This is a genomic window from Sphingobium chungbukense (assembly GCF_001005725.1).
Lineage (GTDB): Bacteria > Pseudomonadota > Alphaproteobacteria > Sphingomonadales > Sphingomonadaceae > Sphingobium > Sphingobium chungbukense.
On the sequence record NZ_LBIC01000007.1, the window covers coordinates 310,502 to 325,300 of the forward strand.

The 14,799-nt window shown below is 62.5% G+C and carries 9 protein-coding genes; 1 reads left to right on the forward strand and 8 read right to left on the reverse strand.

From position 1 onward, the window contains the following. Positions 1-82: 82 nt before the first annotated feature. The 8 genes from YP76_RS16430 to YP76_RS16465 form a co-directional block, all read right to left on the reverse strand. Positions 83-3,064: a TonB-dependent receptor plug domain-containing protein gene (locus YP76_RS16430; RefSeq protein ID WP_046764680.1), complete on the reverse strand. Its 2,982-nt coding sequence runs from the start codon at positions 3,062-3,064 to the stop codon at positions 83-85. A 320-nt stretch (positions 3,065-3,384) separates the two neighbouring features. Continuing rightward, complete coding sequence (locus YP76_RS16435) at positions 3,385-4,692, reverse strand: MFS transporter (RefSeq protein ID WP_084733216.1); 1,308 nt, start codon at positions 4,690-4,692, stop codon at positions 3,385-3,387. Between the two features lie 42 nt (positions 4,693-4,734). Further along, on the reverse strand, positions 4,735-6,204 hold the full coding sequence (locus YP76_RS16440) for an aldehyde dehydrogenase family protein (protein ID WP_046764682.1): 1,470 nt from the start codon (positions 6,202-6,204) through the stop codon (positions 4,735-4,737). Positions 6,205-6,322: 118 nt separating this feature from the next. Continuing rightward, positions 6,323-7,303 carry a prolyl aminopeptidase gene (pip, locus tag YP76_RS16445; protein ID WP_046764683.1) on the reverse strand — a complete coding sequence of 327 codons (981 nt, stop codon included), beginning with the start codon at positions 7,301-7,303 and terminating at the stop codon, positions 6,323-6,325. Then, complete coding sequence (locus tag YP76_RS16450) at positions 7,303-8,910, reverse strand: GMC family oxidoreductase (RefSeq protein ID WP_046764684.1); 1,608 nt, start codon at positions 8,908-8,910, stop codon at positions 7,303-7,305. Before YP76_RS16450 ends, pip begins: the two co-directional genes overlap by 1 nt. Then, entirely contained in the window at positions 8,907-9,290 is a 384-nt protein-coding gene (locus YP76_RS16455; RefSeq protein ID WP_046764685.1) for a Cif family virulence factor, read from the reverse strand. Before YP76_RS16455 ends, YP76_RS16450 begins: the two co-directional genes overlap by 4 nt. Beyond that, positions 9,287-11,119, reverse strand: coding sequence for an aminopeptidase P family protein (locus tag YP76_RS16460; protein ID WP_052757466.1), 1,833 nt, complete (start codon positions 11,117-11,119; stop codon positions 9,287-9,289). The genes YP76_RS16455 and YP76_RS16460 overlap by 4 nt, the downstream gene beginning before the upstream one ends. A gap of 11 nt (positions 11,120-11,130) precedes the next feature. Next, positions 11,131-13,449: a TonB-dependent receptor gene (locus tag YP76_RS16465; protein WP_046764686.1), complete on the reverse strand. Its 2,319-nt coding sequence runs from the start codon at positions 13,447-13,449 to the stop codon at positions 11,131-11,133. 206 nt (positions 13,450-13,655) lie between these two features. On the opposite strand from YP76_RS16465, the gene YP76_RS26715 reads away from it, so the two are divergent. After that, a complete protein-coding gene (locus tag YP76_RS26715; protein ID WP_052757467.1) occupies positions 13,656-14,693 on the forward strand; it encodes a helix-turn-helix domain-containing protein in 1,038 nt (345 codons plus the stop codon). Positions 14,694-14,799: the final 106 nt, after the last annotated feature.

Here is a 14,799-nt window from a genome sequence, read left to right on the forward strand (position 1 = left end):
GAAGACAAGGGAGCTATTCTCAGTCCCGCTCCCCTTTTTCTTGCCGGAGGGGCGGGACATCCCGTCTCCCCAGGCTGGACCATCAGAATAATTTGCCGCTGTTCAGCTTGACCCCGGCATACCAGAAGCGGCCGACACCCGAAATGGGATAGCTCAACTCCCCAAGGTCCGGCTTCTGGTCGGTGAAATTGTTGACCCCGACATAGAATTGGAACTTGTCACCCACATCATAGGCCAGGCGTGCATCATGTTGCTTGAGCGATTTGTACCAGACATATTGCGGATCGACGAGATCGGGATTAGCCGCCAGTTGTTCCGTCGTGTAGCGGCGGGTCTTGCTGAAATAGTTGAACGAATAGTTGGCGGTAAGCCCTTTGAGCTTCCACGTCAGGTCCAGCGTACCGCGCCAGCGCGGATTGAAGCCGTCGCCCAGGCCGGGGCCTTCCAATATGTCGTTGTCCAGGTCGGCGCCGGGTGTTGCGATCTCGGTCTTCTTGGCCAGATAGCCGCCCACCAGGGCGATGTTGAACGATCCGAAATCGCCCGGCGTGAAATTGTAGGTGATGGTGAAGTCCGCACCTGCCGTACGTATGGCCGCGACATTGGCCGGCTGGACCCTGAAGCCGACCTCGCCGACATTGCTTCCCAACACCTCGCCATCCGAACCGCGGAAGATATTCTGGCAGAAGACATTGTCGATCGTGGGCTGGTCGACGCACAGCCCGGCCAGTTCCGTGACGGAGGGGGTTCGGACGGCATTTTTGATCTTGATGTCGTACCAGTCGAAACTCAGCGTCAGGCCCCGGATGAAGCGCGGTTGCAGGACGACGCCGGCCGTCCAGGTCTTGGCCGTTTCTTCGGTCAGGTTCGGATTGCCGCTCGCCAGACCGCGCAGGTTGGTGATGCCCGCCGGGCTGAAACCGGCGATCTGGCTGGGTGACAGGCCCAGGCCGGACAGGATCGTCGTGCAATTGGCCTGCCGATATTGGGTTCCTTCATTCAGCCGGCGGACATCGCAGGGATCGTCGACGAAACTGAAGGTTCCCGAGACCGGCTGGAACAGTTCGCCGATGTTCGGCGCGCGCACCGCCTGCGAATAGGAGCCGCGGAACCGGATGTCCGGAATGGGCGCGTAGATGCCGTCGAGCTTCCACGTCGTCGTCTTGCCGATCGTGGTATAGTCGGAAAAGCGGACGGCACCGGATAGCGAAAGCAGTTCGGCAAGGCGCATGTGCGAGAGGATCGGCGCGTTCACTTCCGCGAAGAACTCCTTCACGCTGAAGCGGCCGCTGCTGGGCGCTATGGCTTCGAAATCGCGGAAATCGCCGTTCTGGATCAGGAGATCGGGGGTATCCCGGCTTTTTTCCCGGCGATATTCGCCGCCCAGGGCAAATCCGAAGGAGCCGCCGCCGGGAAAGGTGAAGGCGCTGTCCAGATCGCCCGAGACGGAACCGGACACCACTTCCTGCGAGATTTTCGAGCGGCTGAGATTGTCGGCCAGGACGAATGCAAGGGCAGCGGGGTCCGCCACGCCATTACCCAATATGTTGAGGGGGCGGCATGCGCTGCCTGTGCCCGGCGTGAAGGTCGTCGCCGGCCCGTCGAAATTGATCGGATCGATGACGCCGTCATATTCCAGTGTCGACCGGCAGACGATGTTACCGGTGGCAGGATCGCGCACGGCATCGAGCGCGGCAAAATAGCGGTCGCCGATCAGATTGGCGGTCTGGCGATAGCGAACCTTCGTCTCGCCATAGACGTAGGAAATATCATAACGCAGATGGTCGCTTATCTCCCCGTCGAACCCCAGCACGATGCGTTTGGTTTCACGCTTGACGGTTTCGCCACGGATGCCGAAGTCGAAATTGTCCCGCGTGACCAGCGCGCCATAGGGCGCCGTCCCCGCGCCGAAGCGATCGATCAGATAGGCATTGTCGGGCTGAAGATAGGTGAAGAAGTCGAAACTGGGCTGGGACACCGAATAGGCGCGCGTGGCCGCATATTTGCCCTCGGCATAGAAACGCAGGGCAGGCGAGAATTCATAGCTGGTGAGCGCATTGACCACATGGCGGCGTGTGGACGGCTGAAGATCGCCATAATAGCCCGCGACCGGCGTGTTGGAACCGCCCACCGCACGTCCGTTGCTCCCCTCCAGCACCAGCCCCCGGTCGTAGGGCAGGCCGCTGCCGGTGAAATCGGGAATTTCGTCGAAGTCGACGTCGACCGCCCCATCCGGCGAACTGTCGGCCCAGGTCAGATTGGCATAGGGGATGCGATCGGGAACGTTGGGATCGTCGTTCAGATCATCCTGATTTTGCAGGATCTGTCGATATCTGGCCGGATTGCCGGTGAAATCGCGAGCGAAGGAACTCAGGCGGTCGGCCTTGTTATATTCGTAGGAGACGGCGAAATTGCCGCGTCCGTCCGCGAAATTCCGGCCGGCGGTGATGCTGAAATAGCGGTTGGCGGCGTCGCCCTTCGACGAGATGCCCGACTGGGCGCGCGCGGCAAGCCCCTCGAAATTCCGCTTCAGGACGAAGTTGACCACGCCCGAAACGCCGTCCGCGCCGTAAATGGCCGAAGCGCCGCCGGTCAACACGTCGACACGCTCGATCAGATCCTGCGGGATCGAATTGATATCGACCGCCGCGCTGTTGGCGATACCAGCGACATGCCGCTTGCCGTTGACCAGCACCAGCGTCCGCTGCGTGCCGAGATTGCGCAGGTTGAGCAGATTGACGCCGGTTTCGCCGAAAGCCGCGTCCGCGCCGCCGGCGAGCGAACTGCCGGTGGAGGCGGTCAGGGCCGGATTGCGCAGCAATATATCGACGATGTTCGTGCGGCCGGTCTGCTCGATCTGCGCCGCCGTCACCGCGACGATGGGATTGGCGACGTCCAGTTCGGGCCGGGCAATGTGCGATCCGGTGACGATGATGACATTGTCTACGGGCTGGGAGGCATCGTCCTGCGCCTGTGCGAGGGCGCTTCCGCCCGCCAGCGCGACAATCAAGGCGACCGGCGCCGCGCCGGCACGCCAAGGCAGGAATTTTCCATTTTCGCTCATGCGATCCAGTCCCCTGATCTGGCATTAAGGATGGAAATTCGCGACGATAAAGACCCCACGATCGCGCTTCCGGACGGCGACGCTGGAAAACTGCTCGGGTGAAGTAAAGCCTAGTATTTGGAAAGACGCGATTTTATCTTTTGCCTGTTGCATATATGCCATCCCGTGCCATGACGGACGTCGGATGGCCTTTCTGAGCTACGGCCAAAAGGATGCCCTGCCCGCACGTCGCATCCAGCGACGGCCGGAAGCCTATCGCCGGCCCAAGGGGCTGATGCGGCCCGACGGCGCGAAGCGATCGCCTTCCATCTCGATACGCCTCATACGGAAACTTCATCTCCTGCGCCGTCCGCGAGCGGGGCGAGAGACGTCTCGCCGCGGCCTGTGCTGAGGGCGGCGGCAAACTGAAAATATGCAGAAAGCAGGAGCGAAGTGCTGGCAATGACCAGGGCCGTGGCAAGGGGCGCCTGCACCCCCCGCGCTTCAAGCAGATCGCTTGCAAGGCCGACGATGAAGGGGCCGCCCCCCTGGCCGACGATGATCGCGATCAACAGCATTGTCGCGCCGGCGAACGCCCGGCTTTCCCCGGGGCTTCGTTCCTGGAACAGCGCGATGGTCGGCGCATAGGTGGCACCGGCGGCAAGCCCGAAGATCGCGAACAGCGTCAAAGACAGCGTTCGATCCGCCACCAGGAATGCAGCGGCGCTGGCCGCCGCCGCACAGACCGCCAGCAGGCCGCACAGATGGAGCGCCAGAGGCGCGCTCCTTACGAGCATTCTGCCGACGACGATTCCACCGATGATGATCCCCAGGAGCGCGCCTCCCGAAGAACTGATCGAGTAGGTGGCGCCGACCTCCTTCATGCTCATCCCATGCGTGCGCATGTAGAAGGTCGGCGCCCATTGGGCAAAGCCGGTATAGGCGAAACTGGCCATCGCATAGGCCCCGACCAACGAACGGCGCAGCGGATCGGCGCCGATGGCCTTCGCCGTCGTCAAGGCCGAAGGCATCTGCATTCGAGGTCCACCGGCGGACTTGGCGGGTCGCTTCACGGTCAGCGCAAAGACGAACGCGAGCAGCAGCCCCGGCACCGCCATGATCATCATGGTAAGGCGCCAGCCATATTCGGACCCGAGCCATCCGCCCACGGCGACACCCGTTCCGATACCCACCGTCGCTCCCGCGGAAAAGATCGCATAGGCGATCGGCCGGGCGCGATCTGAAAAGGCGGTGTGGATCAGCGCGAACGACGCAGGCGATGCTCCGGATTCCCCGATCCCCAAGCCCAGGCGGACGAAGAACAGCTGCGTAAACGACCGGGCATAGGCGGTGAGGACGCACATCACGCTCCAGGTCGCGACGGCGGCGACCAATATTCGGGCATGGCCATGGCGATCCGCCCAGCGAGCCAGGACCAATCCCGAGAGGCCGTAGGTCAGCGCAAAGGCGATGCCCGTGATTGCGCCGACCTGGGTGTTGCTGAGATCGAGTTCCTGCTGGATAGCCGGCGCCAACACGGATATCAGCGTCCGATCGGCATAATTCACGATATTGATCGCGACCAATAGCGCGAGGACGTAGCTGTTGCCAAAACGGCTCAATCGCACAGGGCCGGAGAAGGCCGTCACGACTCCCCGCCCATCGTCCCGAGCAACGGCCGGATGACGATATTAGCCATGGTTGAACCACATGGTCTGCCGGCGCTGGTATGTTTCAAGCCCGGCAACGCCGCCTTCCAACCCGATGCCCGAGAGGCCAGCCGGCTCGCCGGAGAATGCGAAGCCTGGTCCGGCGCTCGCCACCGCATCCGCATTCACGACCGTCACCGCGGTCTGCAATGCGTTGGCGACCCTGAACCCGGTTGCTGCATGGGTCGACCATATATAAGCGGCGAGGCCATAGCTGGTTTTGTTCGCCAGGCGGATCGCATCCTCGGCATCGCTGAACGGAAGCACGGCCACCACCGGCCCGAATATTTCTTCCCGCGCAATCTGGCTATCGGCCCCGGCATTGGTGACGATCGTCGGCTCGATGAAGAAGCCGCCGGTCTCCTTCAGGATACGCCTCCCGCCATAGACAACTTCCGCGCCCTGGGTCCGTGCTTGCGACAAGAACTTCTCGACCCGCTGCATCTGCCGCGACGAGACGAGCGGACCGTAGGTCGTGGAACTGAGCTGCGGATCGCCCGCGACGATATCCGCAAGACGTGCTGATATCCGTTCGACCAGAATATCGCACAAGCTGTCTTGGACCACGAGGCGCGATCCGAAGCTGCACACCTGCCCTTGATTGGTAGCGATCGAGCGCGCGATATAGCCGGCGATCACGTCGGGATCGATTCCGTCGTCGAACACGATCTGGGGCGACTTGCCGCCGCATTCCGCGCCGACGACCTTCATATTGGACGCGCCGGCATATTGCATGATCAGTTTGCCGACGTCAGAGGATCCAGTGAACGTCACCATGTCGACGTTCATATGCTCGGCCAGCGCACGGCCGACGGTCCCGCCGCTGCCCGGCACGATATTCAGCACGCCGGGCGGCAATCCGGCTTCATGCGCAAGCCGCCCGAGCATCATTGCCGATTGCGAGGCGAACTCGGAAGGCTTGAGCACGACGCTGTTGCCGGCGGCTAGCGCCGGCGCAATTTTGAGGACGCTATTGTAGGTTGGAAAATTCCAGGGAATGATCGCCGCAACAACTCCGCGCGGGCCTCGAGTCTGGATCACGGTGGAGAGGCTGTCACTGCTCAGCACATCGCCAGAAACCTTGTCGATCGCCTCGGCATTGAACCGGACGAGGCCCGCCGCGACCATGGCGTTGTAGACCTGAAGACTGACCGGCTTGCCCATTTCCAGCGCATCGAGCGCATCGAGGCGGACTGCATTCTGCGCGATCAGTTCCGCCCATCGCAGCAGGACCGCCTTTCGCTCGCCCGGCGGAGCCTTGCTCCAGTTGCGCCTGTCGAAGCTCGCCCGGGCCGCCCGAACCGCTCGGTCGGCGTCTTCGGCGGCGCCGCGTGGAATCGCCGCCAGCCTTGCGCCGTTGGAAGGATCGTAGGTTTCCAGCTGGTCGGCTGAGGCCGATGGCAACACTTTCCCGTCGATCAGGGGCGCGACGCGCTCGAGGTCTTCGGCCATGAGTCGGCGCGGAGCGGTAGGAGTGGCTGTCATCTGCTGAGCCATTGGTAGTTCGTCCTTGGTTCGTCGGTTCCGGCACAGGCTTATCAAAAGCCGTGTCGGCACGTTCGGCAGCGCGTCAGTTCGTTTTGGCCATCAGTTCGCGATTGCCTGCCCATGACGCGGCATATTGGTCCGTCGCCTCGATCAGCCGATCGGTGATTCCGGGTTCGGAGAACACATGTCCCGCGCCTTCGACCAGATGGAGCCTCGATCGTGCCCAGCGCCTGTGCAGTTCCCAGGCGTTGCGCGCCGAACAGCAGATATCGTACCGGCCGTGCACGATTGTGCCGGGAATGTCGGCGAGAAGATGCGCGTCCTCAAGCAGTTGTCCGGGCCTGAGCCAACATTTGTTCGCGAAGAAATGCGCCTCGATCTTCGCCACGGCGATCGCATGGTCGGGGTCCTGCGCGCTTCGTTCGCGCGCTGGGTCCGGCAGCAGCGAGACGGTCGCGGCTTCCCATTGGCTCCAGATACGCGCGAGGCGCAGCTGCGCCGCACCCTCGAGCGTGGTCAGGCGCCGGTCATAGGCCGCGACCAGGTCGTGGCGCTCCTCCGGCGGGATGGCCGCGCAGAAGGCCTCCCACTGATCCGGGAAAATTTCCGAAGCGCCGAAGGAATAGAACCAGTCCAGGCTCGCCTGATCGCCCAGGAATATCCCGCGCAGGACCAGCTCGGTGACATGTGACGGATGGGCCTGAGCATATGCGAGCGCCAGCGTAGAGCCCCACGAACCGCCCAATAGGAGCCACCGTTCGAAGCCGAAGCTCGTCCGCAGGCGTTCGATATCGGAAACGAGGTGCCAGCTGCTGTTGCGGTCGACCTCCGCATGCGGCCGCGATCTCCCGCAGCCACGCTGGTCGAAGAGGATGAGATCGTAGCGGTCGGGATCGAACAATCGCCGGTGCAACGGCGAAATGCCGGCACCAGGGCCCCCGTGCAGGAACACCGCCGGCTTGGCACCTGGCGTTCCGCACCGCTCATAATAGATATGGTGCCCGTCGCCGACATCGAGATGGCCGCTCTCATGGGGCTCGATCTGCGGGTAGAGCTGCCTCATCATATCTTCTCCCCCGGAACGCGATCGGACACGAGTTGCCGGCCGAGCTTCATGCCGATCATCATACAAGCCGCGTTGGTGTTCCCGCTGATCAGATCCGGAAAGATCGAGGCATCCGCAATCCACATATTTTCCGCGCCATTCAGCTTGAGATCGGGCGCCACGACCGCATCGGGATCACTTCCCATGCGGCATGTGCCTGCGATGTGATAGGCGATTTCCGTATTGCGGCGAATATGCTCCTCCAGCGCTGCGTCCCCTTCAACGTGCGGACCCGGTGTCAATTCGCGCGTCGCCAGTTCCTGCATCGGCGGCGTGGACATGATCCGGCGTGCAATTCTGATCGCAGCCGCCAGCGCCTTCGTGTCGCGCGCTCCGCCGAGTAGTTGGGGCAGGATTCGTGGAGGCGCCGAGGGATCGGACGATGACAGCATCAGGCGGCCGCGACCGTTGGGATGGCTGAGATTGGCGTAGATCGTCAGCGACGGCCGCTTCAGCAACGGATCGGCATGGATTGTGGGGTCTTGAATGCCCATAGGCAGGAAGTGATATTGGATGTCCGGCGCGTCGAGTTGATCCTGGCTTCTGACGAAACCCGTGGCTTCGAACAAACCGGCCAGCATCCCCTGCCGGTTCAGCAAGTAATCGGCCACTTCGCTGATCGGCTGCCCGATGCCCCCCGTCAGGTTGCGGGAAGCTATCGACGTTTCATAGACCAGCCGGACGAGCGGATGTTCCAGCATGTTCCGGCCGACTTCGCGGGATTCCAGCGAGACCGGTATGCCCAGCTTCGCCAGTTCCTCCGGATCGCCGACGCCCGATTGCAGCAGCAGCTTGGGCGATCCCACGGCGCCGCTGCTCAGGATGATCCGATCCGCGCTGACGACGATCTCCTCGCCCTTTCGCGAACAGGTCAGTCCCGTCGCGACATTTCCATTGAAGAGGATGCGCTGGACTTCGCATTGATCCCATAGTGTGAAGCCCGCCATGCCCCGAACAGCCGGCAGAAACGCATCCGCGGCGCTGTTGCGAAGACCGCGCCGCTGGGATAGCTGCGCCAGGCCGAACCCATGCTGATCGCCCGCATTATAGTCCGCATTGAGTGGATAGCCCGCCGCTTCCGCGGCGCTGAGGAACGCCTGTGTCAGAGGATGCGGCCGTTTCACGGTACTCACATGCAGCGGCCCCGCATGCCCGCGCTCCGCACCTGGCCGGTCGCTGTTCTCCAGCGCGCGGAAGATCGGCTGGACCGACTTCCAATCCCATCCCGGTATCTGCTTTGCTGCCCAACGATCATAATCGCTCGGGGCGCCGCGCACGAACATCATACCGTTCACGCCGCTGCTGCCGCCCAGCACCCGGCCGCGTACCCAGGCCTCGGACCTGCCGTTCCGGCTGTCGTCCGGATCCGAAACATAGCCCCAGTCAAACTGGCTGATGGCCTTGCGGACCAGGGCCGGTATGCGCATTGCCAGGGTGCGGGCGTCCTTGCCCGCCTCGATGAGCAGGACCCGGCCCGCATTGCCGGCCACCAGCTGGCTTGCGACGGCGCAGCCCGCCGATCCGCCGCCCACGACGACATAGTCGAAATGATGGCGCGCCGTCATGGTGCCACGCCCGGCACGGATGAATGCGTCTGGGCGAATCGCATGGCAGGTCCGCCGCCTGCGCAGATGATCGAGAACGCCGATCGGTGGGTCGCGCCGCCAGGGTCGGCTATGAACGTCGTGCCGTGCACAAGTACAAGCTCCGGCGCGAGACGACGATACAGGTGCGTTTCGAAGCGGATTTCGCCGAAACCAGCGGACAGCAACTGATCGACCGACTGTAGATAGGCCGCACGATCAACGGCCGCGCCGTTGACGATCGCCGCAAAGTCGGTCGTGTAATAGCCGGCCATCCGGTCGCTGTGCCCGGCGTTGAAATCCGCCTGGAAACGCCGCAGCAGCGCCGCCGCATCGTCGGCGGCTGTATCGGCCACCGTCATTTCGGCCTGGCATTGGCGATGGCGTGAAAGGCATCGGCGATGCTCTCCAGCCATGCCATCGCCTCTCCGTCGAGGGTGTCACGATAGCCTTCGACCAGCGCTTCGTGATAGTCGGCCAGCCAGCGCGCCTCGGCGTCATCCAGCAGCGTCGCATCGATCAGCGCGGGATCGATTGGCAGCATCGACAAGGTCTCGAATTCCAGAAACCCGTCGAACCGCGACGGCACCGCCAGGATATGGCTCTCGATCCGGACACCGAAATCACCCTGGGCGTAATAGCCAGGCTCGTTCGACACGATCATCCCGGCCCGGATCGGCGCGACGGCGGGATGATCGATCTCCTTGCGGATGTGTGGCACCTCGTGAATGTTCAGGAAATTGCCCACGCCATGACCCGTACCATGGCCGAAATCCATGCCGTGCTGCCACAAATGCTGGCGAGCGAAACTGTCCAGCTGTGTGGATTGCGTTCCTTCGGGGAAACGTGCCCGTCCAAGGGCCAACCAGCCTTTGACCGCCAGCGTATGCGCAGTCACATGCTTCGGCTCGGGCATGCCGACCGCGAAACAGACCGTATTGTCCGTGGAACAGCCGAGATACTGGCCACCTGAATCGAGCCAGTAAACCGGATGATCGTTGAGCAACCGGTTCGTTGCGGGCGTCGGCACATAGTGCGGCAATGCGGCATTGGGACCGCTCGCACTCAGATTGCTCATCGATGGGCCAAGGTACAGCGGGTTCTGGGCGCGCAGTTGGGTGACGCGCTCCGCGGCATCGAGCTCGGTCACCGGCCCCACTTTGACGGCATCCAGCAACCAGGCGAGGAAACGGACGACCGCGGCGCCATCTGCCTTGTGACCGGCGCGCGCCGCGGCGATTTCGTTTTCATGTTTGATACCGCGCGCCGCAACGACGCTCGGGTCGTGCACCAGCTTGCCGGCGGAGCGGATGATCCCGGCGAGGTGATGGTTGGTCCGCCTGGCATTGGCGGCCACGATGCGTCCGCTGGCCAACCGCGCAAGCTCCGCGTCGAACGCCGCCGGGTCCATGATCTCGACCGTCCCGTCAAGCACTTCGATCAGCGAGTGCTCGAGCCGTGATCGGTCAACAAACCACCGGGCGGCCCCCTCGAGCGGGACAAGCGCCCGCGACAGCGGTACGGGCACGCGGAACTGCGAAACGGGATCGACGAAGTTCCGCTTGGCGAGCGTATCGCGGCTGTCATTGGACCGGATGTTGAGCAGCCAGGCGACATCCTCCGGATCGCCGACGACCAGCAATTCCTGTCCTCGTTCGGCCAGCCTGGCCCGTGCACCGGCTATCTTCTCTTGCCGCGACAGTCCCGCATAGCGAATGTCATAGTCGAAAACGGTGGAGCGGCTGTCTTCGGGCCGGCCCTCCCGCCAGATGTCATCGACCAGATTCCGCGGCGCCAATTCGATCTCGATCCGCGCCTCCCGCAGCAGATCGAGCAGGCGGCTCAGCTCTTCCTCACTATGGAGCCGGCTGTCGACCGCCAGCTTCTCTCCCGGGGCGAGGTTGGACCGCATCCACGCCACCTGCGCGACGCTGCCAAATCCGCACACGCTGACAAGGTCGGTGTCGACCTGCCGTGCGGCTTGTTCGGTATACCGGCCATCGACAAAGATCGCCGCCTTGTCGCGTCCGACGATCACCGACCCGATCGAGCCGGTGAAGCCGGTCAGCCAGGGCAAGCGCCTGTCACGCGGCCTTGCATATTCGCTCAGATACTCGTCGGACGAGGGCATCAGGAGCGCGGCGCAGCCGGTCTGCGGCAGGCGGGACTGTACTTCGGTCAGGTTCGACATCGCTGCTCGCCTCAAAAGGACTGGTCCAGTTGGAGCCCGATCGTGAACGGCTGCACAGGGGTGAACAACGGCCTTGTACGATCGGTGAGGAACGTCAGTCCGGTATAGGAGCGGTCGTTGAAGAGGTTCTTCACGTACAGCCGCACCGACGTCTTGTCGAAATTGACGCCGCCATAGAGGTCCACGATATTTTGCGCCCCCATCCGGAACGGCTGTCCGGTACCCGCCAGCTGGCTGTCGACGGAGGCCTTGTAGCGATAGGCGATGCCGGCGACGCCGTTCAGTCCACCGGCGATCTCGCCCCGGTAATCGACCATCACCGCGCCAGCCCAGGGCGCCGATCCCGGAAGCCGGTCGCCATCCTTGCCGCCGACACCGGGCGCGGGCGCGGTCAGCTTGGCATCGGTATAAGCGACAAAACCGCTGAGCTTCAGCCCGTTGCGAAGGCTGTAGGACGCATTCACCTCGACGCCCTTGCTCACCGCCGTGTCGCCATTACCAGGGTAGCTGAACCCCTGAGCGTTGGTGACGCGCAGCTGGATGTCCTTCCAATCGATATAGAAGGCGGAAAGCTCGAACTGCAGACGCCGGTCGAGGAACAGTCCCTTGATGCCGAGTTCGTAGTTGGTCAGCGTGTCGGCATCGTAAGTCGGCGGAACGCCCAGCAGCGGATTGCCGCAAGTGTCGCACCCGCCGCCCGGGCGATAGCCGGTTGCGATCCGCCCATAGATCATTGCATCCGGTTGGAAGTGGTAGCGCACATTCGCCATCCAGGTTGCCACCCCGTCCCACGGACGGGACTGGCAGGCATATTTTCCACCATTGCCATAGATGCCGATGAAACCCTCGTCACAGCCCTTCGCGCGGTTCTTGCCATAGCGGATACCCGCGCCGAGATCGAACTTCTCGCTGAAACGATAGGTGCCGTTCGCGAACGCGCCCCATTCGGTATATTTGTTGCGTGAGCCGGGCGTCGTGCCAAGCAGCAAGATGTCGTTCGGTGCGGGAAGCGGCACGTCATAGGTAGAGAAGGCACGAAAATCATTATATTCGTGCGGCCGTTCGCTCGTGTAGAAGCTACCGATCAGCCAGGTCAGCGCCCCGTTGTCCGGCGACGCCAGGCGCGTCTCCTGCGTCAACTTCCTGACCCGGTTGATGAAGGTGTAGGGGATCAGCGCCGTCGGCACGCTCGGTACGTACCGGATGCCCGACAGATCCAGCGTCTGGTCGTATTTCATACGCGCATAACTGGTGGATGAGGTCAGCGTTGCGAAATCCAAATCCCAGTTCATGCGTAACGCATAGCTCACCGCATCCTGCGCATAGGTCTCGGCAAATTTGGTCGAGCGGGTATAGCGGCCGTACGCAGGCTCGCCGGTCTGGCCGACCAGTGTGACGGCGCTGCTGTCATCGGAACGGATGCGCTGGGCCAGCACGGATGCCTCGATATCGAAGCGGTCGCTGGGCGCGAACAGGATGGCGACACGGCCGCCCGTCGTGCGCGTCGAATTGGAGTTTTCGCGGCCGATACCGATATTGTCGAGATACCCCGCCGTCTCGCGATTATAGGCGCTGATCCGAATGGCGAGCTTGTCGGTCACGAGCGGCACGTTGATCGCTCCGCGCAGACCCCAGTCAAGGCCGCCGCCGGATGCCACATGCGCCAGTTCGCCGCCCGCCCGCGCCTCGAACGCCTTCAGGTCAGGCCGCTTCAGCGAGTATTTGAGGATGCCGCCCATCGCATTGGCGCCATAGAGCGTGCCCTGGGGGCCACGCAGCACCTCGACCTTCTCCACGTCATAGGGCATCAGATCGAGTGTATAGGCGCCACCCCGTGCACCACCGAACCCACCGGCCGATGCACCTGTCGGCTGATCGTCGATATAGGTGACCACCAATGGCGCGTTGAACGAATTGTTGTAGCTCGTCGCCAGCCCCCGGATGACCACGCCGTTCTGCCCCGGCGCACCGCCGTTGGAGATTGCGACGCCCGGTACATAAGCGGCGATATCGGCGACCGATGTGGCACCCCGGTTGGCCAGCTCTTCTGCCGAGACGACCGCCATCGCCAACGGCACCTCGGTCAGCTTTTCGGAACGCTTCTGGGCTGTGACCACAATTTCGCGAGGGCCATATGGGTCGTCCGCCGCCTGCGCGTGTCCGGCACCGCTTTGCGCATGCGCCACACCGGTCATCAGCGCCAGCGAAGAAGCAAGCGCCATCAACCGATGGATGCGTCCCGCCCCCCCAAAGCATCCGAATGCCTGCGCCGATCCCGCCCCAAGTGGAACACAATTCATGATTTCGTCCCCTTCAACCTGGCTCATCATGCCCCCTCCCGCCCTGTCAACATCATCGATTTCACCGGTTGAGGTTGATCCAGATCGCGCGCATTTTCTTTGCTGTTCGTTCGGGAAATTGGGCAGGCGGTTCTTTCTGCGGGCATTCCTGCCGTCACTGCTTCTTAATGACTCCCGGGAATGTTATGCTGCATGTTCGTTGTTTGCCTGACAAGTGAGCCGGAACGGATCCTCGCATGAACCTCACCGACTATCGAACGCTGGTCGATCCAACCACAACCTATGGAGGGCTGAACTCGGAGGCGGGTATTTACGCCCGCGGTGACGGGGTCCAGTTTCGATCATCCGGCACGGTCGAGGGTAAGGCCAAATTTTTTCATGAGGCCGTCAGAATCTCCGATCAGGCCTATCTGCTGCTGACCGAGTCCACGCCGACTGACGACCAAAACCAGACCCAGGTGGTCGATGGTGATGATTGGCTACATATCCAATTCCGCTTCAGCGGCGCGGGGTTCGAGGATGTCGGCCGGGGTCAGGTGGTGGCGACGCCCGAGCGTTCGTGCATCGTGTCGCGTTATCCCGACGGATCGATCATCAATCGGGAAATCCCACGGGCGGAATCGTGGAAATATGCCTGTCTGTACCTTTGTCCCAGCGCATTCACGGACCTGCTGGACATAGATGAGACGGCGCTGCCGGAAACGACGAACTGGATGGCGAAGCGTGATTTCCGCGAATTCCGCTATGATACTTTGCCCATCAGCCCGATGATGATGGCTCCGTTGGGCGACTTGTTCTCGTGCGAGTTTCGCGGTCTTGCACGCCGGGCATTCATGCGCGCGAAAACGCTCGAAATACTGTCCACTGTTTTACACGCGCTGGATGATGCACGCGCTTCGCATTGTGCGCTGAAATTGAGCGATCTGGACTTGTCCAAACTTGCGGCCGCGCGCGCGCTTATCATGGAGGAGCTTGAGACCCCTCTTTCGCTGGCCTCTCTCGCTCGCCGGGTCGGATTGAACAGGACGAAGTTGGCCCAGGGGTTCAAGGCAACCTATGGAGACAGTGTTCACGCCTATTGGCGCGACTTGAGGCTCACCCATGCGCGAGAACTGCTCAAATCAGGCCGCGTAAGCGTGACCGAGGCAGCGTTCAGCGCTGGCTATGCGGACATTTCCGCGTTTACGCGGGCTTTCACCAACAAATTCCGCGTCGGGCCGAAAGGGTTCAAACCATCGACATCGGTCAAGAAGCACCTCTCACTATTGGCGTAGAGCGCGGTCCGCCTCTCGCCGCCCTGGCGTGCTCGAACCAGAGGTGACGAACGGCGGCAATATCGATGGTCGGTGCAATCGCCCGCATCGTCTTGGCCATACCCCC

Bases quoted from the DNA above. Each gene is read 5' to 3' on its own strand.
- YP76_RS16430 (WP_046764680.1), bottom strand. From the start codon at position 3,064: ATGAGCGAAAATGGAAAATTCCTGCCTTGGCGTGCCGGCGCGGCGCCG.
- YP76_RS16440 (WP_046764682.1), bottom strand. From the start codon at position 6,204: ATGGCCGAAGACCTCGAGCGCGTCGCGCCCCTGATCGACGGGAAAGTG.
- pip (WP_046764683.1), bottom strand. From the start codon at position 7,303: ATGAGGCAGCTCTACCCGCAGATCGAGCCCCATGAGAGCGGCCATCTC.
- YP76_RS16450 (WP_046764684.1), bottom strand. From the start codon at position 8,910: ATGACGGCGCGCCATCATTTCGACTATGTCGTCGTGGGCGGCGGATCG.
- YP76_RS16455 (WP_046764685.1), bottom strand. From the start codon at position 9,290: ATGACGGTGGCCGATACAGCCGCCGACGATGCGGCGGCGCTGCTGCGG.
- YP76_RS16460 (WP_052757466.1), bottom strand. From the start codon at position 11,119: ATGTCGAACCTGACCGAAGTACAGTCCCGCCTGCCGCAGACCGGCTGC.
- YP76_RS16465 (WP_046764686.1), bottom strand. From the start codon at position 13,449: ATGATGAGCCAGGTTGAAGGGGACGAAATCATGAATTGTGTTCCACTT.
- YP76_RS26715 (WP_052757467.1), top strand. From the start codon at position 13,656: ATGAACCTCACCGACTATCGAACGCTGGTCGATCCAACCACAACCTAT.